The organism is Actinomadura sp. 3N508 (assembly GCF_044326375.1).
GTDB lineage: Bacteria > Actinomycetota > Actinomycetes > Streptosporangiales > Streptosporangiaceae > Spirillospora.
This window is the reverse complement of sequence record NZ_JBIRAX010000016.1, coordinates 85,232-106,139: the sequence shown is the minus strand read 5'-3', so window position 1 is coordinate 106,139 and position 20,908 is coordinate 85,232. Positions and strand designations below refer to the sequence as shown.

The following is a 20,908-nucleotide window of genomic DNA, read 5'->3' as shown; positions in this document are numbered from 1 at the left end:
GCAAACACCAGTGACTCTCTGCCAGTCGCAGAGGATTCCTGTATGAGCGGGCGCAATGCGGGCGGGCGAATCGCCCGGCTGAAGGCTCGGCTGAGTGATCGGGATATGGCTGTACTCGGAACGCTTTTCCACCTGCGGTTGCTTCGGGCTGAGCACATCCAGCGGTTGCATGTGGCGGATGGGTCAGCGGCAACGCAAGCGCGTCGCACACGCAGTCTGTTGCAGCGATTGTACGAATTGAAAGTAGTGGTGCGATTCGCTCGCCGAATCGGTGGGGTGCGGGCAGGATCGAGCGGATTCATTTATGGATTGTCCGGCCTTGGCCTCGCAATTCTAGAAACGAGCGGCCCGTTTGGTGGCCGTCGCCGTACGATTTGGGAAACCAAGCCAGCGTTTCAAGACCACATACTGGCTGTGGCTGAGCTCTATGTCGAATTGGTTGAAGCGCATAGAGCGGGAAAGGCTGAACTCCTCAGCTTCGATGGGGAACCCGCATGTTGGCGGCGATTTACGGGTATCGGCGGAGCCGCGCTTACTTTGAAGTCTGATGCCTATGTGCGCCTTGGAGTTGGTGACTTCGAGCGCCATACCTTTATCGAGATGGATATGGGAAGCGAGCGAGCGCCTGCAGTCAGACGCAAACTGCAGGCGTTTGGCGCTTACTGGCGAACTGGCATTGAACAACAAATGAGCGGCATTTTTCCGCTGGTGCTGTGGCTCGTACCGGACGAAGATCGACGAATCAAGATTGCGGAGGTGATTCATCAGATGGCCCACGAGACTCAGCAGCTCTTTGCAGTAATGCCGCTAAGGGATGGCGTCACTTGGCTGACAGCCCCAACCGGAGAGGGGGAATGAGGCCACTTTCGCGCGGACTACCGCGCAACGAAGTGCTCATTGGGGATGCTCGGGTAGTGCTCGCCGGCTTGCCCGCAAGCAGTGTCGATTGCGTTATTACCTCGCCACCCTATTTCGCTCTGCGAGATTACGGCCAGCCTGAGCAACTCGGGCTAGAAGCGGATATTGATGCGTGGGTGCAAAATCTACTCACGATTGCGGCAGAAGTTCGTCGGGTACTGAAGGCGGGCGGCAGCTTTTGGCTCAACCTCGGCGACAGTTACGCCCACCATCCGCGAGAAGGCGCGGCCAAAAAGAGCCTGCTAATGGGCCCTGAACGCTTGGCGCTGGCCATGCTCCGCGCGGGTTGGATACTCCGCAACCGGGTGGTGTGGGCCAAAACCAATCCCATGCCCAGCAATGTCACCGATCGTTTGAGTGTCACACACGAAAGCGTGTTCTTCTTTACCAAGTCGGCTCGCTACTTCTTTGATCTCAACGCTATCCGCGTGCCGCATAAGGATGATCGCGCCCATGCTGGCCGTCACACGAAAAGTGATCGGTCATACCCGCCGAAAGGTGTGCTGCCTCGGCGGACTGATCGCGGACACAACATCAACAGTGGGCTCACCAAACTGGGTGCGGATGATACGCCGGGCCATCCCCTTGGCAAGAATCCGGGTGATGTATGGCCTATAGGAACAGCCAGCTACCATGGCAACCACTTCGCCACTTTTCCAAGCAAGCTTGTCGAGCGGCCGTTGCTGGCAACGTGTCCAGCGCGAATTTGTGAGCAGTGCGGACAAGCCTGGCAGCGAAGCAAACAGCGCCTTCATGGAAGATTGCTGGCAACTGGGGCGTGGCGGCCCGCTTGCGCCTGTAATGCAGGATGGCATCCGGGCATCGTGCTTGACCCGTTCTTTGGCGCGGGAACAGTGGCACTTGCTGCTGAGATGCATGAACGGGATTGGCTCGGCGTGGAGTTGAATCCCACCTATGCAGAACTGGCCCTTGGACGATTGGCGGCATGGCGAGCTACTAGGGATGCAGATTCCTGACTTGGCAGCCTTACGTAACAGCGAGAGAATGAGGGGTGACTTACACATCAGAAGGAGGCCAGCAAATGAGTGATGAACCTCCAATCTATGACGAGCATGAGCAAGGCCTTAGTGGAGATCGCCGCGAATGGGCACCTGGTCACGATGAACGGCAAGTGCGTCTCGCACGCGATAAAGATGCTCGTCAAAGGCTCATTTCCAAGCTTAGTGATGGAGGTGCTATTGGCGAAGTCGTCGGTCGCACCCACATCGCGGAAGCGGCATTGAGTGCCGCGAGCGAATCCAGCCATATTTTTCGTGTGGTGATCTATCTGCGGGTCAGTACCGAGGAACAAGCAAGCGTCGGCGGCGAAGCCGAGGGCTATTCGATTCCGGCGCAACGAGATGCGTGCCTCGGAAAAGCTCAGGCTATGCACGCGATTGTGGTTGAGCAGTATATTGATGCAGGCGAATCGGCTAAATCTGCTCGTCGCCCAGATTTGCAGCGGATGCTACATGAATTGAAAGGGCGGCGCATCGACTATGTGATCGTCCACAAGATTGACCGATTGGCGCGTAACCGAGCCGACGACGTTGAGATTAACGCGGCGATCGCCAAAGCTGGAGCCAAGCTTGTTTCAGTGTCTGAGCCCGTTGACGACACGCCCGCTGGTCGGTTGCTCTATAACATGATGGCTGATGTTGCCCAGTACCACTCCGACAACCTCGGGGTTGAAGTATTGAAGGGCATGAACAAGAAGGCCGAAACAGGCGGCACGCCGTACCGCTCCCCGTTGGGATATCTCAATGTGCAGGAGGTGAAGAACGGGGAAATCATCCGGGATATCATTGTTGACCCGCAACGCGGATCGCTGATTCGCTGGATGCTTCTGGAGTATGCGACCGGCGAGTGGACAGTTATTCAGCTTGCGGACGCTCTGAATGCGCAGGGACTCAGGACTCGCGGTGGCAAGAAGACGGTAGGGAAGCCCATTTCTCCGCAGACCATTCACCGTCTACTCACCAATCCCTATTTCTTTGGGGTTGTGCCCTACCGGGGAGTGTTCCACGAAGGGAAGCACGAGGCGCTTATCTCCCCGGAAACTTGGCTGCGTATCCAAGAGGTCCTCCGCTCACACAACTACGTGGGCGAAAAGACGCGCCAGCATCCGCACTACCTTAAGTCGTCGATCTTCTGTGGCGAGTGCGGTAGCCGACTGGTTTACAGTCGCAACAAGGGGCGCAACGACTACTATGAATACTTCATTTGTATCAACCGTCGCACCAAGCGGAATCCCTGCAGCCGTACCAGTGTGCGACTTGAAAAGATCGAAGTGGGCATCGCTCGTTTCTACGCTGGCTTCCGTATCGCCCCACACCATGTGAAAGCCATTCAGGAAGCGGTTCGCCAAGAGTTAGCCTCTGAGCGCCAGGCGAGGGAATCGGCAGTCATCCGGGCGCGAAAGCAACTGGAGGGGCTTGGCCGCGAACGCGAGAAGTTGCTCCAAGCGCATTATGCCGATGCCGTCCCGCTTGACCTGATGAAGCGCGAAATGGTGCGTATCACCCGAGAGACCGTCGAAGCTGAGCAAGCCATCCAGGGAGCCACTCAAGCGCTGGGTGAGCTGGATGACACGTTGGCTAGGGCGTTGGTCGTGGCTGTTCACTGTGAACGGCAGTACGTGACTGCCCCGCCGAAGGTGAGACGGCAGATCAATCAGGGCTTGTTCCAGAAGCTGTACATCGGGCGGGACGGTGAGGTGGAGCGCTGTGACCTGACAGAGCCGTTCGTCCAGATGCTCGACCCGCCATCAGCGATGGCAGACGCCCAGATGCTCCCTGACGAGGCGGCAGCGTCAGGGGTAGGAGTGGACTCATCTGACGGCGTGAGGCCAGCCAGCCTGTTCAGGGCGCTGTACGGGGGTGGGGGCAACAACGAAGAAGATCGCCCAGGGGCGATCTTCAACGGTTTGCACAAGATTCATTTGGTACCCCCTACCGTATTCGAACCGGGGCGAGGGCCAAGACAGGATGAGACTTGACCCCATCGGGCTCTGGCAGCCCCGACCAATGACGGTGATGTTGAGCCCGGACGCAGGCCGCACGCATCGACGTGCGGGCAATTTAATCCGACGGGTTGACAGCAGACCACGCCCGGTATCCGGCAGGGAGCCAAACGCCAGGCGACGAATTGGCCGACCATGCGCTGGCCGGGTCTGTGTCGCCACCGACATGACCTGGCATCCGGCGATTTTTGCGGCCGTACGCCTGATCATGCGCACGGGTCCCGGAGAGCCAGCGGCCATGAGAGCGCCACTCTAGCCTGCGCCCGATTTCTGTGGCGGCGAACGATGTTGCGTTATAGCCGCCACTGACGGCAAGAATCACGTTCTTCCGGGTGGGAATCTCACGAACCGGTGGTCTCCTTCGCGTTTGATCAGGTGCATGGAGGACCGCTTAGTGCTCAGCGGCCCGCTCTGCTTGCCCCGGCACGCGCCGCGGCGTGTGCGGCTATCGCCTGACCTTGGCGATGTCACGGGACCGCCGACTCCGCCTACTAACTCCTGAAACCCGGGCCCGTAGCGGACCCGGCGGCGACACGAGTAGACCTCGAGAGGCGGAGCCGGATGGAACCGACGTGGCTCAGCGAAGCGGTGGTGATCGGCTGCTCGGCGGTCGGCCTCACAGGGCTGTGGCTTCGGCTGCGGGCACACGTCCAGCTTGACCGGACACGGCAAAGGACGAGATCGGAAATGTTGCGGACGCTCCCGCCTGGAAGCCGGATGAGCGACCATGGAGCGGACGGCTCTTTGGTCCAAGTCGACGTCGGCCCGACACCACGTGGAGAACGCGGATGAGTGATGCGGCACCCGAACGCGTAGCGACACGGGCAGCGCGGCCCCGACCGGGTGTCCAGGAGTTCAGCACGCTGTACGAGAATGAAATGGCCAAGCTCATGCGATTCGTCATGAAGCACGGGGCCTCGACGACGGAAGCCACCGACGCGGCGCAGTCGGCGTTCAGCTTGGCTTGGGGGTCATGGGACCGGATCCGCGAACCGAAGGCGTGGCTTCGTACGGTTGCGGTCCGCGAGTACTTGCGCCGCCCCCCGGTTGAAACACCGATCGACGCGGTGCCCGACCGAGCTGCGTTCCCGCTGCTCGACTCGGTGGAGCTCGGTGAGCAGGAACAACGGGTTATGGACGCGCTGCACACTCTGCCGATGAAGCAGCGGCAAGTGATGGCCTGGCACTACGACGGGTTCCCTAACGCCCAGATCGCGAAAGAGATGGGCATCAACGAGGCCGCCGTGCGGCAGAACCTGCATAGGGCGAGAGAGCGGCTTAAGGAACTGCTGCTCCGCACGGCTGGAGAGGCAGGCGACGAATGACCGGCCACCACGACGACACCCCAATCGATCCCCTGGACATGCTGCTCCAGGTGGCCGATGTCCGCACGGAACAGGCTCTGCAGGATTCGTTGGCCCTGCACGCCGGGCTGGCTGCCATTACGGCACAGCGGGACGAGGAGTTTGCGCCGACCGCCCCCTTGTGCGGCGATGATGTTGGCGGCAGTCTTGGCGTCGGTATGTTCACCGGTCCCAAGGACGCGGACCTCCTCTCGGCTACCAAGTCGGCCACACTGACCCTCACGCCTAGTAAGGGTGAGGAAGAGTTCGAGCTGACTGAAGCTGAGATCAGGCTTCTCGCGCTGATCGCCGCCGGGGTGACGGCTGACGTCGCTGCTCGCAAGTTGGAGTTGAGCGTCCGGACACTCCGCAGCCGACTCCGAACAATCTGCGATCGCTTGAAGGTCAACACGCCCATCGAAGCAGTGATCTGGGCCGCCCGAAGGCAATTGATCTGACGGACTACGCTTCCCCGGCCCCGGTCCCCATCCTGCCGATGGGGGCCGGGTTGGAGTCTACCGGTCCAACAACCCCCAGGAGCGGCTCAACAAGGAGATCCGGCAGCGCACCGACCCGGATCTGGGGCGTCATCCGAGCACTGCCGCTACCGGCCTGCTCGTGCTGGCCGACAGGGCTTACCACAGCGCCAGCGCGCACATCCTCACGCCCTTCAAGGGATGAGACAAGCCCGAACCGCAAAAGGACGCCAACCGGGCGCACGCCAAGCTCCGCGGACCCGGAGAACGCGCGAACGCCCAGCTCGAGTCATGGCAAACCCTGCGGAAGCTCCGCTGCTTCCCCCGCCACCGCGCCGAACGTCTCGCCAAGGGCATCCACATTGCAACTCCGCGAGACCGCATCACGCTAAGGGTCTCACCCTAGGAAGGCCGGAGCCCCTCATTCGGGACCTCAAAAGCGGACTTTCTATGGCGGGACTCTCGCTCCGCGGAGGCGCCGTCTCACCCGTCAGGGCACAGATCCCGGACCTTGGAGATCACGTCGCTGAGCCACGCCGGCGGATCCAAGACCGCCTCAACGGCGGCCTGCCGGTAGGTGGCCCAGTTCTTACCGTCCACTCCACGCCCGTCGGTGATGAGCGATCGCCGCGCGTCCTCCCAGTCGGACCATTCACTGCGCAGATACGTTTCCAGGTCCTCGTGGGCGACTGCATAGGCGTCGTGCACCTTCGTCACCGGAAAGTCCTCTGGCACCCCACCGAGGTAACCGATCAGCAAGCGGTTCTTGCGTTTGTTCTCCTCGACCTTATCCGCTCTGCAGTTGGCATCACCGTCGAAGACGGCGTAGCAGGGCACGCCCAACTCGGTGAGGACCGCATGCGCCAACGCGATGTTGTCCTTGCCCCCGACGTTGGCCACCACGACGCTGTGTCTCTTCAGCGGGTCCAAGCGTTGACCACAACCTTCCCAAACACCCTTATCGGTGCTGCCCTCCACCAGGAGTACGGCGTGACCGAAGAGCGCCTCGGGGAGGTTCAGGAGGTACACGTTGGTCAGCCGCCGGTCGATCTGGTCCCGGCCCAGCACTGTGCTGAGTCGGGCCGCGACGTGGTCGGCGGTTGTCGAATGGATCCGCACGGACGGTGCACCTTGAGCAAACTCGCGCGTCATCCGGCGGATCTGCGCGAAGCCCTCGGTCTCCAAGAAATACGGGCTGTGCGTCCCGTACGCGATCTGGACCCCGTGGCCGGTGTCGGCGGCCAGCTTGCGCAGGATGGCTGCGAATGCGCGGGCCTGCACCGGGTGCTGAAAAAGCTCCGGCTCCTCGATCGCGAGTAGGATCGTGCGATCGCTTGCCGTGACGGCGCTCTGCGCGAGGACACGCAGGGCGGTGACGAGCAGGGCGCGCTGGAAGCCGTGTCCCTGCTGGTCGATCCGGGTGCGCGCGGTGCCGTCTTGGATGGAGACTTGGAACTGCGCCTGCGGCAACAGCAGCTCGGGTACAAGCGAGTCGACCTGAACGCGCCGACCCATGGTCAGCTGCTCGATCTCCGTGGTCAGCTGATCCGAGAGAGATTCCAGCTGCTTGCCGAAGTGTTTACTCTGGATGCTCTCCCGGTTCGCGTTGACCAGTATTTGCAGCTCGGCCATCTCCTCCTCCGCCTCACTGCGGTCGATGGCCTGGTTCAGGATCCGCCCGATGACGGAGCCCTTAACATCCCGCCCCTCCTCGCCGGCCCGCAGATCGGCGCTGACGAATACGTAGTCGAACAGGCCAGTCATCTTGGCCTGGCCAGCGAACCCGAAGAAGTGAGTGTCGGAATCGAGCTCCGTCCCCTCAAGCAGCTCTGGGTGCTCGCGCTCCCACCTGGCCATCGCGTCGTCCAGCTCCTGAGCATTCTTGACAGGCGGCAGGCCCAGCCCGGGGCCTTCGTCGCTCAGCGTCTTGTACCGCTTGCGGCGATCCATCGCACCCTTGATGGCCCTGATCTCGTCGAAGGGCGGGTAGGTGAGAGCGCGTCCCGACAGCTTGTCGGAACCGTCCTCCCAACGGCGCCACAACCACACGGTCTGGACGTCACCGGCCGCGTACTTGCCCAGCGCGTGCCGGTCCGTGTCGGTGAGGTCGGAGAATTCCACCCCGACACTGATCTGCTTCCGCTCGGCCCCTGCCCACACGTCGTCTTCGGTAAGCCCACGGCCCCCCGGCGGGCCATTGAAGAACCACTCCAGGGCCCGCAGCACCGCGGACTTGCCCACCCCGTTCGGCCCGATGAAGGTCGTGATGTCGTCGAAGCGGATGTCCACGTCTCGCAGACACCGATAGTTCCTGATCGCCACCCGCTGTATCCGCACACACCAACCTCACTGCTCACAGGCGTCCCACCGCAACCCAATTCGGTGACTGACCGCAGTGCGCCGTTACGATAAGGCATGTAAACCGGAGGGAGTCGCCGGACGTCCGCATGGCCCGACTGATCAGAGATTCAACCTGCTCGCCAGGCCGATGCGGGCGTCGTCGGCGTGCTGGTGTGCCCGGGCGATCGAAGAATCCACGCCCACCTCCCGCTAGAGGCACCGGCTCGGACCCGCCGCCGGGCTCGGTCGATGAGTTGCCGCCTTGCCCACTCGGGCCGCCGATCCCGGCGACTACCGCGACCGCCATGCCGTGGAGTGCGGCATCGACCGGCTCAAACGCCAGCTGCATAAGTTGCTGGCGCGGGTGTCATGTTCGCTCGTTGTTTGCTCGTCTGTCGCGGAACGGGTCGGGCCTGAGCGGCACAAGACATTACTCAACAGCGCCGCCGGGCAGACGGAACGGTGCATAGTGACACAGCGCGGCGGCCTGCGCGTTCTAATCCGACGGTCGCGGGTTCGAATCCTGCCGCGCACGCCACCCCTGACCAGCCTAAACACCATGCTCCGGACGAGCCAGCTCTGGCGCGTGGGGCCGGCCTGAGGCCGACCTGGTGCCCCGGGGCACTTCCGCCCATAACAGCAAGGCCACGTACTTCGCTTCACAGTGTTCCGCGACGACAACCACCCGGTGGGGCAGCCCAGGGTCGCGGCCAAGCGTCGCAGGACGAACCGGGCGGTTCAGCGTGGGAGACTCCGAGTTCCTCGGACCCATCCCCCTTGAACGCGTCCCTGAACTCCTGCGCTCGCCGATACTTCGCCTGCGCGCCACACTACGAACCCTTCGGCACCGTCGTGCTCGAAGCCGCCGCCTGCGGCTCCCGTCATCGCGCCCGCGGTCGGCCGCCTTCAGCATCATGTCCAGGACGGAAAGACCGGGTCTGGAACCCCGATAAGGCGACGATCCCAGGTCTCGGGGGCCATCCGATCTGCGCGAACCGGAGCGACCCGCTCCGTCGGAGCGAGGCGCTGACCTGGGCGGATCGGCGTCGCTCTCATGGCCACTTCCGGCGAGGTGACTGGGTTTACCGAGAATTGTCATAGCCGACCGTCACACTTGTCCGCGGAGGGTGACGAGGAAAGGCGACCTTCGGGAGGTGGCGGGTGGAGCAGCCTCGACGGTGGTGGCAGTCGGTCCTCCCAGCCGACTGGCTCGTGTTCGCCCTGCCGGATGACCTGGTGAGAGAGCGATACACGGCCCTCCTGGCCGCGCTGGAGGAGCTGTCCACCCGGGGTCCGATGGCCGGCCTCGACGAGATCGTCGTGCAGGCGCGGAGTGTGGGCTTTCATGATCCGCTGCCAGAGCCGGAGCTGCGCGGCGCGCTCGACCAACTTGCGAAATGATGTACCCCGGCTTTTGTGGGGTCGTGTTACTGGGATCCTCGTGTCTTCGATCATGAGGAGTGCCCCCAGGTGCCCAGAAGTTATCCCCCTGAGTTCCGTCGCAAGGTGCTGGATCTGGTCAAGGCCGGCCGCCCCGTGAGGCAGGTTGCTGCGGACTTGCAGATGCCCAGCCAGACCATCTACGTCTGGCTGCGCCAAGACCGCATCGACTCTGGGCTGGAGCCGGGACTGACCTCGAACGACCACGCCGAGTTGGTCGCCGCCCGGCGCCGGATCGCCCAACTGGAGACCGAACTGGCCGTCACTCGCCGAGCGGTCGAGCTGGTGAAGCGGGCGGTGCCCCCAAAAGACGCTTCGAAGCCATCGCGGTGATGGCCGGCGAGGGGCTGCCCATCAAGGTCTGCTGCCGTGTCCTGGGCGTCTCTGAATCCGGATTCCACATGTGGCGCAAGCGGCCACCCTCGATGCGAGCGATCCGGCACGCCTGGCTGACCGAGCAGATCCTTCGGGTGCACGCCGAGTCCCGCGGTACCTACGGCGGTCAGCGCGTGCACGCCGAACTCACCCTCGGGCGGGGCATCGCGGTCGGACACGGTGCTGTGGAAATGCTGATGCGCCGCGCCGGCCTTCGTGGTCTACCCGGCTCCCGGCGGCGCCGTCCGATCCACCAGACCCCGACCGCGGCCGACCTGGTCGATCGCCAGTTCACCCGCAGCCGAACCGATCAGTTGTGGGTCACCGACATCGAGCGCCACGAGGCGCTGACGAACCGTGCGGTGGTGAAAGGACACCGTCCCTGGCCTGTCGCAGCGGGCCGGGTGAAGCAGAGGGCAGTCTGAACCGGGAGGTGCCGGGGAGGGCGGGAAGCAGCCCTGTCAACGACGAGGCGGGTCAGTACTGCCAGATGGCCCGTGCTCGGCAAGCGAGACGGAAGGGCGCACGTGAGGAACCAGCGGCTGAACGCTCCTCAAGAGAGCCACCAGCTCGAACCTGGCGGATCGGGGCTGGGTAGCAGCGCGCACCCGCACGGCAATGTGGTGCGGGCAACTTCTGGGCCGGTTGATGTCGCCGGTCGGGAGGCCGCGGTGAAGGTCTGCGGCGTAGCCGCGGCGATGCTGCAGGGGCATAGCTGGGCGCCGACCCCGTCGAACGGTTCGACAGTGAACGTGGGAACCATCCCGGTGGCCCCCGGCCTCGATCGCAGCCGGCGATCTGGTGGGAAGGCCCGCCGTCGGCTGATGCCGCCGGGGTGGGGCGGAGGACCCGTAGTAGTCCGGGACCGGGAAAGCCGGTCACATGGCCAAGGGGTCCAGCGTGTTCGCGGCATGGGTGCTGATCCCGGAGGCCGCTGGTGAATACCGGCGCGTCGTGGCCCGGCCTTGATGAGGCCGAGTGGCGAGTACGGGCGATGCAACGCAAGCTGCACCGATGGGCGAGGGCCGATCCTGGCCGTCGCTTCGATGATCTGCGCAACCTTGTCTATGACCCGGCGTTCCTGGCGGTGGCCTGGAGCCGGGTGCGGGGCAACAAGGGCGCACGAACGGCCGGAGTCGATGGCATCGCGCCCCGCGATATCGGCCCGGCCGCGGCGGACCTGCTGGGGGGCTGCGAGACGACCTCAAGGCCAACCGGTTCCTTCCGCATCCGGTGCGGGAGAAGGCGATCCCGAAAGGGTCGGGCAAGGTCCGGCGCCTGGGGATCCCCACAACCCGCGACCGGGTCGTGCAGGCCGCGTTGAAACTGGTGCTTGAGCCGATCTTCGAGGCGGACTTCCAGCCGTGTTCCTACGGCTTCCGCCCGAGACGCCGGGCCCAGGACGCGATCGCCGAGATCCATTACCTGGCCTCGCCCAATCGGAACTACGAGTGGGTGTTCGAGGGTGATATCACGGCGTGTTTCGATGAGATCTCGCACCCGGCCCTGATGGGGCGGGTGCGGGCACGCATTGCAGACAAACGTGTCCTGGCCTGGATCGCGGCGTTCTTGCGCGCGGGCGTCCTGTCCGAGGACGGCCTGAACCGCGAGACGATCACCGGCACACCCCAGGGCGGGATCCTGTCACCGCTGCTGGCCAATATCGCCCTGTCGGTTCTGGACGAGCACTTCGCCGCCAAATGGGAGGCGCTCGGCCCGGAATGGACACGCGCCAAGCACCGACGCGCCGGAGGCGCGGTCATGAAGCTCGTCCGCTATGCCGACGACTTCGTGGTCATGCTCGCCGGGCAACGCGCCGACGCCGAAGCGCTCTGGGACGAGGTCGGCACGGTCCTGGCACCGATGGGCCTGCGCCTGTCGGCCGAGAAGACCAGGATCTGCCACATCGACGAGGGCTTTGATTTCCTCGGCTGGCGCATCCAGCGCCGAGCCTGGCGAAACCGAAGCGGCAAACGAGCTGTCTACACCTACCCCTCGAAGAAGGCGCTGGCCTCGATCGTGGACAAGATACGGGCACTCACCCGCCGCCGGAGCCATCGAACACTGGGCGACCTGCTGCGCCGTCTCAACCCGGTGCTGCGGGGATGGTGCAACTACTTCCGTCACGGGGTCTCGTCCCGGACGTTCGGCTATATCGACCACTACGCCTTCTGGCGAGTGGTCGGCTGGCTCCGGAAACGTCACCTCGGGCTGAACATGCACACCCTCATCCGGCGCTTCGCGCCGGGCTGGCAGATCCAAGCCGAAGGGATCGAGATGTTCCGCCCCGCAACGGTGGTCATCGAACGCTACCGATACCGGGGCACTCGCATCCCCACCCCATGGTCGCCAGCCCAGACGCCAGGAACACCCGCACCAACGGCATGAACACGTGGAGAGCCGGATGCGGCGACGAGTCGCACGTCCGGTTCGGAGGGCGGGCCGCAGAAACCCACCGGCCGAAAGACCGGCAGGGCGCTGCGGTCCGACCCCTACACCGAACACCCCACCCGCGAGGGCAAGGTCTACTGCTGTGTGGTGCTGGACGCCTGCTCCCGCAAAGTGGTCGGCTGGTCCATCGATTCGGCACAGACCGCCACGCTGGTCACCAACGCACTCGGCATGGCCATCCAGAACCGCAAACCCCAGCCCGGCACCCTGATCCACTCCGACCACGGAGTGCAATTCACCTCCTGGGTCTTCACCCAGCGCGCCAAGGCATCCGGCCTGGTGGCCTCGATGGGCTCGGTCGGCGACTGCTTCGATAACGCGGTCATCGAGTCGTTCTGGGGCCGGATGCAGGTCGAACTACTCAACCGGCAACGCTGGCACACCCGCATCGAACTGGCCAACGCGATCTTCGAATACCTGGAGATCTTCCACAACCGCCGACGCCGCCACAGCGCGCTCGGGATGCTCAGCCCCATCGAGTACGAAAGACTCCACTCAGCCCAACTACTCGCATGAGATTCCAGTATCCCGACACCACGAAACTCGGGGTACATCAAGGACTTCACCAAACCCGGGGCATCTCATTCCCGCTGGCCGCCCGGGCGGCCATACCCGGACAGCCATGGGGACGCCACCTCATGGTGCGTCCCTCGCCCGGCGCCCATGTCGCCGTGCCCGGCTGGGTCGCGTCCTCGATCGTCCCTCTGGAACGTGGCCAGTACGTCCTCGTGGCCGTTGCCTCAAGCCTGCGGTGACGACCGGGCTAGCCCAGCAGATTGGGCGGCGACTCAAGGTCGGTTAGCTCGATCCCAGGGGCGGCGAGAACCACATCGCCCGCCAGGTGGACGGATTCGACTTCCCCTGTGGAGAGGTCCGTGACCTCGTACTGCGAGACCGGCAGCGGTTCCGTTCCGGTTTCGTGGACGGACGTTCCCGCTCGCCGCCAGCGCCAGAGGGTCGTGAGCGGCGAGAGGGACGGACCGCCCAACTGGACGAGACGGACGTCGGCCTCCGCGTTCTCCTCCAGACCCAACGAGCGGGCGACCGCGATGAGGAACCCGGGCGAGTCGGCTATGAAGCCGGCCGCCCGTTCGGCGTGTTCGGTGCCTGTCTCCTCCGCCGCGCGCACCCAGGCGACCTCCGGCCCCGTGACACCGCCCCGCACCCACCACGTAGGGGTGACGAGTTCGACGCGGATCTGGCGCCACCGTGCGTCCACGACCAGATCCGTACGGAGGCCGTCCGGCCGCTGGGACGTGTAACGCCAGCCTCCAGGGCCCGGCGCGGTCATTGCGGGCGGCGGTCGCGCAATAGGACACCGCGGTGAGGACCTCGTTGTCGGTTTGGGCGTCGCGGGCGAAGCCGTACACGGCCTCCGGAGCACGCTGGCGCAGCCGGTCTCGGTCCAGTACCCGTGCTAGTGTCGCGGCCCCGACGTGCCGGTGGTCCTTGGCCTTGTCGAGGTAGAACACCCCCTCTGCCGGCGACTGGTTCGCGCAACCACCCTGCACCTGACCGCCGCTGGGAGCACCGCTGGCCAGCGGAGAAGCCCAACGCCTCAGCGGGTGGCTGTTCAGCCGCGTCGAGCTCGTCTTTTCCGCCCCTAGAAGACCTCCGGTCGCCGTGCTCTGGCGGTCAGGGCAGCGGCGAGCGGACGCCAACGTTCATCTTCAGGTTGAGGTTGTCGTGCAGCCGCATCAGCACCTCAGACCCAGGCGCCCCTGGTGAGGACGACCCGTTCGCCGTCGCCGCCGGCGGCCGGCCGGGGACGTCGGCGGGGCCGGGCCCGTGGAGCCCGGGACGTCCCGCCGCGGCGCCACGGGGACGACGCTCCCGGTCGCTACGTCCCTTGGATGGGATTCTGTGCGAGGTCCTGGATGAGGGTAATGCGGCTCACGTCGTTGATCGCCGCAGCCGGCCCGGCAGGTCGAGGATCTGGGTCGCTGGCACGAGAAGTCACGGACACAACTCTCTGATCTTGGGGAACGCGGCGCCGCCAGGGACTGGAGCGGGTGCTACGCCCGACACGAACCCGGTTCGGGATCATGTGGAACAGAGGCGAGGTGAACAGCTCCGCCCACGCGCTCCGTTGCTCGCGCGCGTCGGCCCGCATGCCACTCCTGCAGGAGTGGCATGCGCCGCCCTCGTGTTCCTGTCCCGGTTCCTCTCCTCAAGGGTCCATGGCGGGTGCTCGTCCCGCTCGGCGGGTTCGTCCGGCGGTCAGCAGATGCGTGGGAGTTGCTCGCCCACGAGCATGTCGACGACGCGGACGCCGCCGAGCATGGTGCGCATGTGGACGCGGCCGGGATGCTCGTTGGTGAGGCTGCCGATCGCGCGGGCCTCGGCGCCCTCGGGGCGGGTGCGCATCGCTTCCAGGACGGCGTCGGCCGCGGCCGGTGCGACGAAGGCGACCAGGCAGCCTTCGTTGGCCACGTGCAGCGGGTCCAGCCCGAGCAGTTCGCAGGCGGCGGCCACGGGGCGCGGTACGGGGACGGCTTCCTCGGTGATGTCGACACCGACCGATGAGGTCTCCGCGAGTTCGTTGAGGGCGCTGGCGAGCCCGCCTCGGGTGGGGTCGCGGAGCGTGTGCACGTCCGGTCCGCCCGCGTCGAGCATGGCGGCCACCAACGCGTGGAGCGACCGGCTGTCCGAGGCGATCTCGGACTCGAAGCCGAGGCTCTCCCGGGCGCTGAGGATCGCGGTGCCGTGCAGCGCGATCGGTCCCGACAGCAGGACGAGGTCGCCCGGACGGCCCTGGGTAGCCGACGGCGCCGCGCGCAGATGGCGGACGCCCAGGCCGGTGGTGGTGACGTACACGCCGTCGGCGGCGCCGCGTTGGACGACCTTGGTGTCCCCGGTGACGATCGGGGCGCCGGCCGAGGCCGCGGCGCGCGCCGCCGACGCGGTGATCGCGCGGAGCTCGTCCAGCGGCAGGCCCTCCTCGATGATGTAGGCGAGGGTGAGCGCGATCGGCCGCGCTCCGCGCATGGCCAGGTCGTTGATGGTGCCGTGCACGGCCAGGGAGCCGATGTCGCCGCCGGGGAAGAACCGGGGCGTGACGACGAAGGAGTCGGTGCTGGTCACGACCTGCGCGGTGCCGGTGTCGACGACGGCGGCGTCCTCGGCGATCGGGCCGGTGCCCAGTTCGGCCGCGATCACCTCGCGCAGCAGCTCGGCCATCAGGCGGCCGCCGGAGCCGTGGCCGAGCAGGACCCGTTCGGTCTCGGCCGCCGGTGCGGGGCAGCTCAGGGTCGTCGGGTCGGTCATCGTGTCCTCCCGGCGTTGTGGAAGGCGGCGCAGGTGCCCTCGCTGGACACCATCGGCGCGCCCAGCGGGTGGCGGGGCGTGCACCGGGTGCCGTACGCGGCGCAGTCGGTGGGCAGGCTGATCCCCCGGAGGATCGCTCCGGCGATGCAGTCGGCGTTCTCGGCGGAGCCGGGCCCGTCCGCGCCGAGCCCGTCGATGCTGAAGCGGCGTTCGGCGTCGTATTCCGCGAACTCGGGGGCGAGCGTCAGGCCGCCGGCGGTGATGGGGCCGATGCCGCGCCATGTCCGGGTGGTCACCTGGAAGACGCGGCGCACCGCGTCCTGGGCGGCGGTGTTGCCGGAGCGGCGCACGGCGCGAGCGTACTGGTTCTCGACCTCGTGGCGGCCGTCCTCCAACTGCCGGACGGCCATCAGGATCCCTTCGAGCAGGTCGAGCGGCTCGAATCCGGTGACCACGATGGGGACCCGGTAGCGGGCGGCGATGGGCTCGTACTCGGTCCAGCCCATCACGGCGCAGACGTGTCCTGCGGCCAGGAACGCTTGGACCTGGTTGTCGGGCGAGTCGAGGATGGCGGTGATCGCGGGTGGCACCAGCACGTGGCTGACGAGCATGGAGAAGTTGTCCAGGCCCAGGGCGTGGGCGCGCAGCACGGCCATCGCGTTGGCCGGGGCGGTAGTCTCGAATCCGACCGCGAAGAAGACCACGTGCCGGTCACGGTCGGCGGCCGCCAGGCGGACGGCGTCGAGCGGCGAGTAGACCACGCGCACGTCCGCGCCTCTGGCCCGTAGTCCCAGCAGGTCGCCGCAGGTGCCGGGGACGCGGAGCATGTCGCCGAAGCTGGTGAAGGTCACCTCTGGGCGGGCGGCGATGGCCAGCGCGTGGTCGAGGGTCTCCAGCGGTGTGACGCAGACCGGGCAGCCCGGGCCGTGGATCATGCGCACGTTCTCGGGCAGCAGTTCGTCGATGCCCTGCCGGACGATGGTATGCGTCTGCCCACCGCACACCTCCATGATCGTCCAGGGGCGGGTGGCGGTGGCGTGGACGTCGGCGAGCAGCCGCCGGGCCAGGACCGGGTCCCGGTACTCGTCGAGGTACCTCATCGGGCGCTCCCGTCCCACACGGGGTCACCGCCGTCGGCCAACTCGGCGGCCAGGACGTCGGGGATGGCGGCGAGCACGGCGAGGGTGCGGGCGGCCTCCTCCTCGTCCACCGTGCTGATCGCGAAGCCGACATGGACGATGACGTAGTCGCCGACGGCCGCCTCCGGGGTGTAGGCGAGGCAGACCTCCCGGCGGACGCCGTCGAAGTCGATCACGCCCATGCGCGGTTCGGCGTCGTCGGTCTCGACGATCCGTCCGGGAATGCCCAGGCACATGCCGTTCAGCCCCTCTCCATGGCGCCCGCCAGCCGTGCTGACGCGATCGCTGCCTGCCCGTAGCTGATGCCCCCGTCGTTCACCGGTACCCGTTCGCCGAGGAAGGCCTCGAACCCCGCCTCGTCCAGCGCGCCCAGGACGGCGGTGGCGAGCGTGCGGTTCTGGAACACGCCTCCGGACAGGCAGACGGTGCCCACCCCGACGTCGGCGGCTACGCGGTTGCACAGTTCGGCGGTGACGGCGGCGAGGGTCTGGTGGAAGGCGGCGGCGATCCGTGCGGGCGGCTCGCCGTCGGCGCGGGCCGTGAGCGCGTCGCGCAGCGTGGCCGCGCCGTCGTACACCCACAGACCGCCGCGCCGTACCAGGCGCCAGAAGAGCGGATCCACGGTGTCTTGCTGCCGGGCGGCGGCTTCCAGTTGCATGGCGGCTTCGCCCTCGTAGCGGTTGTCGTCGCAGATGCCCAGCAGGGCGGCGAGGGCGTCGAAGAGCCGCCCCGCGCTGGATGAAAGGGGCGAGTTCACTCCTCGGTCGATCATGCGGCGGGCGACGGCGACCTCCCGTTCGGGGAGCCGTGCCAGCAGGTCCGCGGCCAGTTTGGTGTCCGGGCCGCGCTGGTCCAGGGGTTCGGCGCCGAAGAGGTAGCCGAGCGCCATGCGCGCCGGACGTCGCACTGCCGTGGCACCGCCGCACAGCGGCGCGTGGGAGAAGCGGCCGAGCCGGCGGTATCCCGTGTAGGTGGCCAGCAGGATCTCTCCACCCCAGAGGGTGCCGTCGTCGCCCAGCCCGAGCCCGTCGTAGGCGACGCCGAGGAACGGGCCGGTGACACCGTGTTCGGCGGCGGTGGCGGCGACGTGGGCGTGGTGATGCTGGACCGGGATCCGGCGGTCCGCGGGCCACCGGGCCGCGTGCTTGCTGGACAGGTACTCCGGATGCAGGTCGTGCGCCACGTACGCCGGTTCGACGTCCTCCACGCGCAGGCAGCGTTCCAGGGAATGCTCGAAGGCCGCTAACGTCTCGGCGTCCGCCAGGTCCCCGGTGTGCGGTCCGATGATCGCCCGCCGTCCGTTGGCGACGGTGAAGGTGTGCTTGAGCTGGCCGCCCAGCGCCAGGACCGGTTCCGGCGCGGCGGCCGGCAACGGCAGCGGAGCGGGGGCGAGGCCACGGGCCCGGCGCACGGTGGACGGCCGCCCCGCCACCACGCGGACGACCGAGTCGTCGTACCGGGCCAGGATCGGCCGATCATGGGACAGGACGCCGTCGACATCCGGGCCGAGCCGGCGGCGGACCGCGTCGTCCTCGATCATCATCGGCCCGCCGGCGTGGTTTCCACTGGTCACCACCAGCGGCCGGGCGAGGTCGCGCAGCAGCAGGTGGTGCAGCGGGCTGTAGGGCAGGAACACGCCCACGTCCGGCAGGCCGTCGCAGACCTGCGGGGCCAGCGAGCCTTGCGGCCGGCGTCCCCTCGGCGCCAGCACGATGGGACGAGCGGGCGAGGTCAGCGCGTCGAGGTCGGCGGTGGTCACGTCGGCGAGGGCGCACGCCGCCGCCTTGTCGGGCACCATGACGGCGAGGGGTTTGGCCGCCCTGCCCTTGGCGGCGCGGAGCCGCTCGACCGCTCGGGGATCGGTCCCGTCACAGATCAGCTGGTAGCCGCCGATGCCCTTGACCGCGACCACGCCACCTTCGCGGATCGCCGCCGCGGCGGCCGTCAGCGCTTCCTCGTCCCGCTGCCCGCCGGGATACCAGGCGAGCCGGGGCCCGCACTCCGGGCACGCGATCGGCTCGGCGTGGAAACGGCGGTCGGCCGGGTCGCGGTAGTCGGCCTCGCAGGCCGGGCACATCGCGAAGCCGCGCATCGTCGTGCGCGCTCGGTCGTAGGGCAGCGCCGCGATGATCGTCGCGCGCGGGCCGCACGCGGTGCAGTTCACGAACGGGTACCGGTACCTGCGGTCCCCCGGGTCGAACAACTCCCGCAGACATGGCTCACAGGTGGCCAGGTCGGGCGGTATGTCGCGGGTGGCCGCTCCCTCGGCGGCGCTGCGGAGGACCGCGAACCCCGCCGGGACAGGCGAGTCGCCCAGCCGCGTCGCCGTCACCCCGGTCACCGACGCCGCGGCCGGTGCCTCGACGACGAGACGAGCCGCGAAGTCGTCCAGCACCGGGCCCTCACCCACGGCGGTGATCACCACGACGCCGCCGCTGTTGCGCACGTCGCCGCGCACCCCGCAGGCCGAGGCCAGCCGGTACACGAACGGCCGGAACCCGACCCCTTGCACGGTTCCGTGGACCTCGAACCGCCACGCCTCCGTCTGCCCGCTCTTCTCTCGGGTCCGCGCACCGGTCATACGGCCAGCCTCCCCAGCCGGCCCCGCTCCAGTCATGGTCATTTGACCTTGAAGGCCAGGACGAAGGTCCCGATCCGGACCCGGGCCGACGACCGCGGTAGGTGATCATGCACTATTCGCGGCGCCATCAGTGCCCTGCTCGTCTGGCGTCGTTCACGGCGATCACGAGTTTCGCCAAGAGGAGCAGCACGGGCAGGGCGATCACGCCGAGCAGCACGAGGCGGGGCGTGACGCCGAGCCGTAAGGCGCCGGACGTCACCGCCACCGCGACCGCCACGAGCACGAGGTATTGAAGGCGCGGCGACCCGGTCGAGACGGCCGCCCGGCCCTGAGAACCGGAGCCGTCCCGGCCGGTGTTCACGCCGGACCCGCGAGCTGGGCGATGTCTTCACTGGCGGCGTGGTGGAGCCGGTCGGCGAGGTCGGCCAGCGCCCGGCTCGCCGCGAGCTCCTCGCCGATCTCCGGGACTTCGCGGTCGGCCGGGTTGCGCCGTGCGCGGCCGCGACCGGTGGTCTTCTTCTCGCTGCCGCTGAAGAGGACGGCGTGCGCGGCGGTGTCCGTGCCGTCTTCGGTGATGTAGAGCTCCACGCTCCATTCCTTGGCCTTCATGACGGACCTCCTTCGATCGGTGCCTCACTCGTAGGGTCTGATTCCTGCGAAGGCCTCGGTAGGGCCGGAGGTCCCGCGGCTGAAGAGCCGACGACCTGCGATGGACGTTCGTCCCACATGCCACTGCCGGTCGCACTCGGGACCTTCGGGCCTTTCCGCCGGGGACATCGGACCATTGCCGTGGGCGTCACCCGGAGAAACGCTGAATTCCAATGGCGTTCCGGTGACTTCCGAAGCCGTCCGGGACAGATCATGACGCGCAGTGGAAAGGCAGGGGGACGCGACCATGAAATCGCGCACAACGTGGTCACGAGTGAATCGCTGGCGCCGTCGCTCCGGTTTCGACCGCAATGACCTGCGCCGCCCCGTCGATCGGATCCAATGGCTTTCCGGGCTGTTCCTGCTCGTGGTCTTTCTGGTCGCCGCCCCGTTGATCTGCGTCCGCGCCGTCCAGCACGCGCATGACGTCGGGGTGCGGGCCGAACGGTACGAGGCCGTGACGCGGCACCGGGTCGACGCCACGGTGGTGAAAGTCAAGACGCGGCGCCACGGGCGCGAGATCACCGTGGTCTGGAACGACCGGGACGGAACGCCGCGAACCGGACGCTACATCGGCTGGCGCGGCGCCGAGGTCGGCGCTAACCCCGAGGTCTGGGCCGGGCCACGGAACCAGGTGAGCGACATGCCACCGCGCACGCACGCGCGGACCGTCGGCGACATGGCCGCGACCGGCGCAGCCGCGGGGTTCGCGACCGGGCTGGTGCCGCTAGGCCTGTACCTGCTGCTTCGCCGCCGACTGGACCGCGTCCGCCGCCTCAACTGGGACAAGGACTGGGCCGGCTTCGACCGCCTCCGCCACCGCCGCGCCTGACCCGAGCGTCATGAACGCGGTACGGAGAGCACAAGGGACGAAGGTCCATCACGGGGCGGACCTTCGGCGCGCCGCG

At 66.9% G+C, this 20,908-nt stretch carries 17 protein-coding genes and 3 pseudogenes; 12 read left to right on the top strand and 8 right to left on the bottom strand.

Annotation, left to right across the window (positions count from 1 at the left end; all coding sequences use genetic code 11):
* Positions 1-42 precede the first annotated feature (42 nt).
* From ACH34S_RS38435 to ACH34S_RS38410, 6 genes and pseudogenes are all read left to right on the top strand, one after another.
* On the top strand, positions 43-858 hold the full coding sequence (locus tag ACH34S_RS38435) for a replication-relaxation family protein (RefSeq protein ID WP_395957836.1): 816 nt from the start codon (positions 43-45) through the stop codon (positions 856-858).
* Positions 859-914: 56 nt separating this feature from the next.
* Entirely contained in the window at positions 915-1,895 is a 981-nt protein-coding gene (locus ACH34S_RS38430) for a DNA-methyltransferase (RefSeq protein WP_395957835.1), read from the top strand.
* A gap of 65 nt (positions 1,896-1,960) precedes the next feature.
* The gene (locus ACH34S_RS38425; protein WP_395957834.1) at positions 1,961-3,916 is read left to right on the top strand and encodes a recombinase family protein; all 1,956 of its coding nucleotides are present in this window, start codon (positions 1,961-1,963) and stop codon (positions 3,914-3,916) included.
* A gap of 812 nt (positions 3,917-4,728) precedes the next feature.
* Positions 4,729-5,265 (top strand): RNA polymerase sigma factor, encoded by a 537-nt coding sequence (locus ACH34S_RS38420; RefSeq protein WP_395957833.1) that lies wholly within the window; start codon positions 4,729-4,731, stop codon positions 5,263-5,265.
* Positions 5,266-5,567: 302 nt separating this feature from the next.
* Positions 5,568-5,741, top strand: a pseudogene (locus ACH34S_RS38415) (LuxR family transcriptional regulator); the annotation flags it as partial.
* 83 nt (positions 5,742-5,824) lie between these two features.
* A pseudogene (locus ACH34S_RS38410) lies at positions 5,825-6,165 on the top strand (transposase family protein); the annotation flags it as partial.
* Positions 6,166-6,242: 77 nt separating this feature from the next.
* Here the strand turns inward: ACH34S_RS38410 and ACH34S_RS38405 are convergent.
* Positions 6,243-8,081 carry an ATP-dependent nuclease gene (locus tag ACH34S_RS38405; RefSeq protein WP_395957832.1) on the bottom strand — a complete coding sequence of 613 codons (1,839 nt, stop codon included), beginning with the start codon at positions 8,079-8,081 and terminating at the stop codon, positions 6,243-6,245.
* A 1,179-nt stretch (positions 8,082-9,260) separates the two neighbouring features.
* Between ACH34S_RS38405 and ACH34S_RS38400 the strand changes: the two genes are divergently transcribed.
* From ACH34S_RS38400 to ACH34S_RS38380, 5 genes and pseudogenes are all read left to right on the top strand, one after another.
* Complete coding sequence (locus tag ACH34S_RS38400) at positions 9,261-9,500, top strand: hypothetical protein (RefSeq protein ID WP_395957831.1); 240 nt, start codon at positions 9,261-9,263, stop codon at positions 9,498-9,500.
* A gap of 15 nt (positions 9,501-9,515) precedes the next feature.
* On the top strand, positions 9,516-9,872 hold the full coding sequence (locus ACH34S_RS38395; protein WP_395957830.1) for a transposase: 357 nt from the start codon (positions 9,516-9,518) through the stop codon (positions 9,870-9,872).
* Positions 9,872-10,339, top strand: coding sequence for an IS3 family transposase (locus ACH34S_RS38390; protein ID WP_395957829.1), 468 nt, complete (start codon positions 9,872-9,874; stop codon positions 10,337-10,339). Before ACH34S_RS38395 ends, ACH34S_RS38390 begins: the two co-directional genes overlap by 1 nt.
* Positions 10,340-11,006: 667 nt before the next feature.
* Entirely contained in the window at positions 11,007-12,302 is a 1,296-nt protein-coding gene (ltrA, locus tag ACH34S_RS38385; protein WP_395957887.1) for a group II intron reverse transcriptase/maturase, read from the top strand.
* Between the two features lie 108 nt (positions 12,303-12,410).
* Positions 12,411-12,881: pseudogene (locus ACH34S_RS38380) on the top strand (IS3 family transposase); the annotation flags it as partial.
* Between the two features lie 247 nt (positions 12,882-13,128).
* On the opposite strand, the gene ACH34S_RS38375 reads toward ACH34S_RS38380, so the two are convergent.
* From ACH34S_RS38375 to ACH34S_RS38345, 7 genes are all read right to left on the bottom strand, one after another.
* Entirely contained in the window at positions 13,129-13,584 is a 456-nt protein-coding gene (locus ACH34S_RS38375) for a hypothetical protein (RefSeq protein WP_395957828.1), read from the bottom strand.
* 1,001 nt (positions 13,585-14,585) lie between these two features.
* Complete coding sequence (gene hypE / locus ACH34S_RS38370; RefSeq protein WP_395957827.1) at positions 14,586-15,632, bottom strand: hydrogenase expression/formation protein HypE; 1,047 nt, start codon at positions 15,630-15,632, stop codon at positions 14,586-14,588.
* Entirely contained in the window at positions 15,629-16,732 is a 1,104-nt protein-coding gene (gene hypD / locus ACH34S_RS38365) for a hydrogenase formation protein HypD (RefSeq protein WP_395957826.1), read from the bottom strand. The genes hypE and hypD overlap by 4 nt, the downstream gene beginning before the upstream one ends.
* Positions 16,729-17,007: a HypC/HybG/HupF family hydrogenase formation chaperone gene (locus ACH34S_RS38360; protein ID WP_395957825.1), complete on the bottom strand. Its 279-nt coding sequence runs from the start codon at positions 17,005-17,007 to the stop codon at positions 16,729-16,731. The genes hypD and ACH34S_RS38360 overlap by 4 nt, the downstream gene beginning before the upstream one ends.
* Before the next feature lie 5 nt (positions 17,008-17,012).
* A complete protein-coding gene (hypF, locus tag ACH34S_RS38355; protein ID WP_395957824.1) occupies positions 17,013-19,352 on the bottom strand; it encodes a carbamoyltransferase HypF in 2,340 nt (779 codons plus the stop codon).
* Positions 19,353-19,479: 127 nt separating this feature from the next.
* Positions 19,480-19,713, bottom strand: coding sequence for a hypothetical protein (locus ACH34S_RS38350; protein WP_395957823.1), 234 nt, complete (start codon positions 19,711-19,713; stop codon positions 19,480-19,482).
* A complete protein-coding gene (locus ACH34S_RS38345; protein WP_395957822.1) occupies positions 19,710-19,961 on the bottom strand; it encodes a DUF1876 domain-containing protein in 252 nt (83 codons plus the stop codon). The genes ACH34S_RS38350 and ACH34S_RS38345 overlap by 4 nt, the downstream gene beginning before the upstream one ends.
* Positions 19,962-20,274: 313 nt before the next feature.
* On the opposite strand from ACH34S_RS38345, the gene ACH34S_RS38340 reads away from it, so the two are divergent.
* Positions 20,275-20,832, top strand: a complete 558-nt coding sequence (locus ACH34S_RS38340) for a hypothetical protein (protein WP_395957821.1) — start codon at positions 20,275-20,277, stop codon at positions 20,830-20,832.
* The last annotated feature ends 76 nt before the right edge of the window (positions 20,833-20,908 follow it).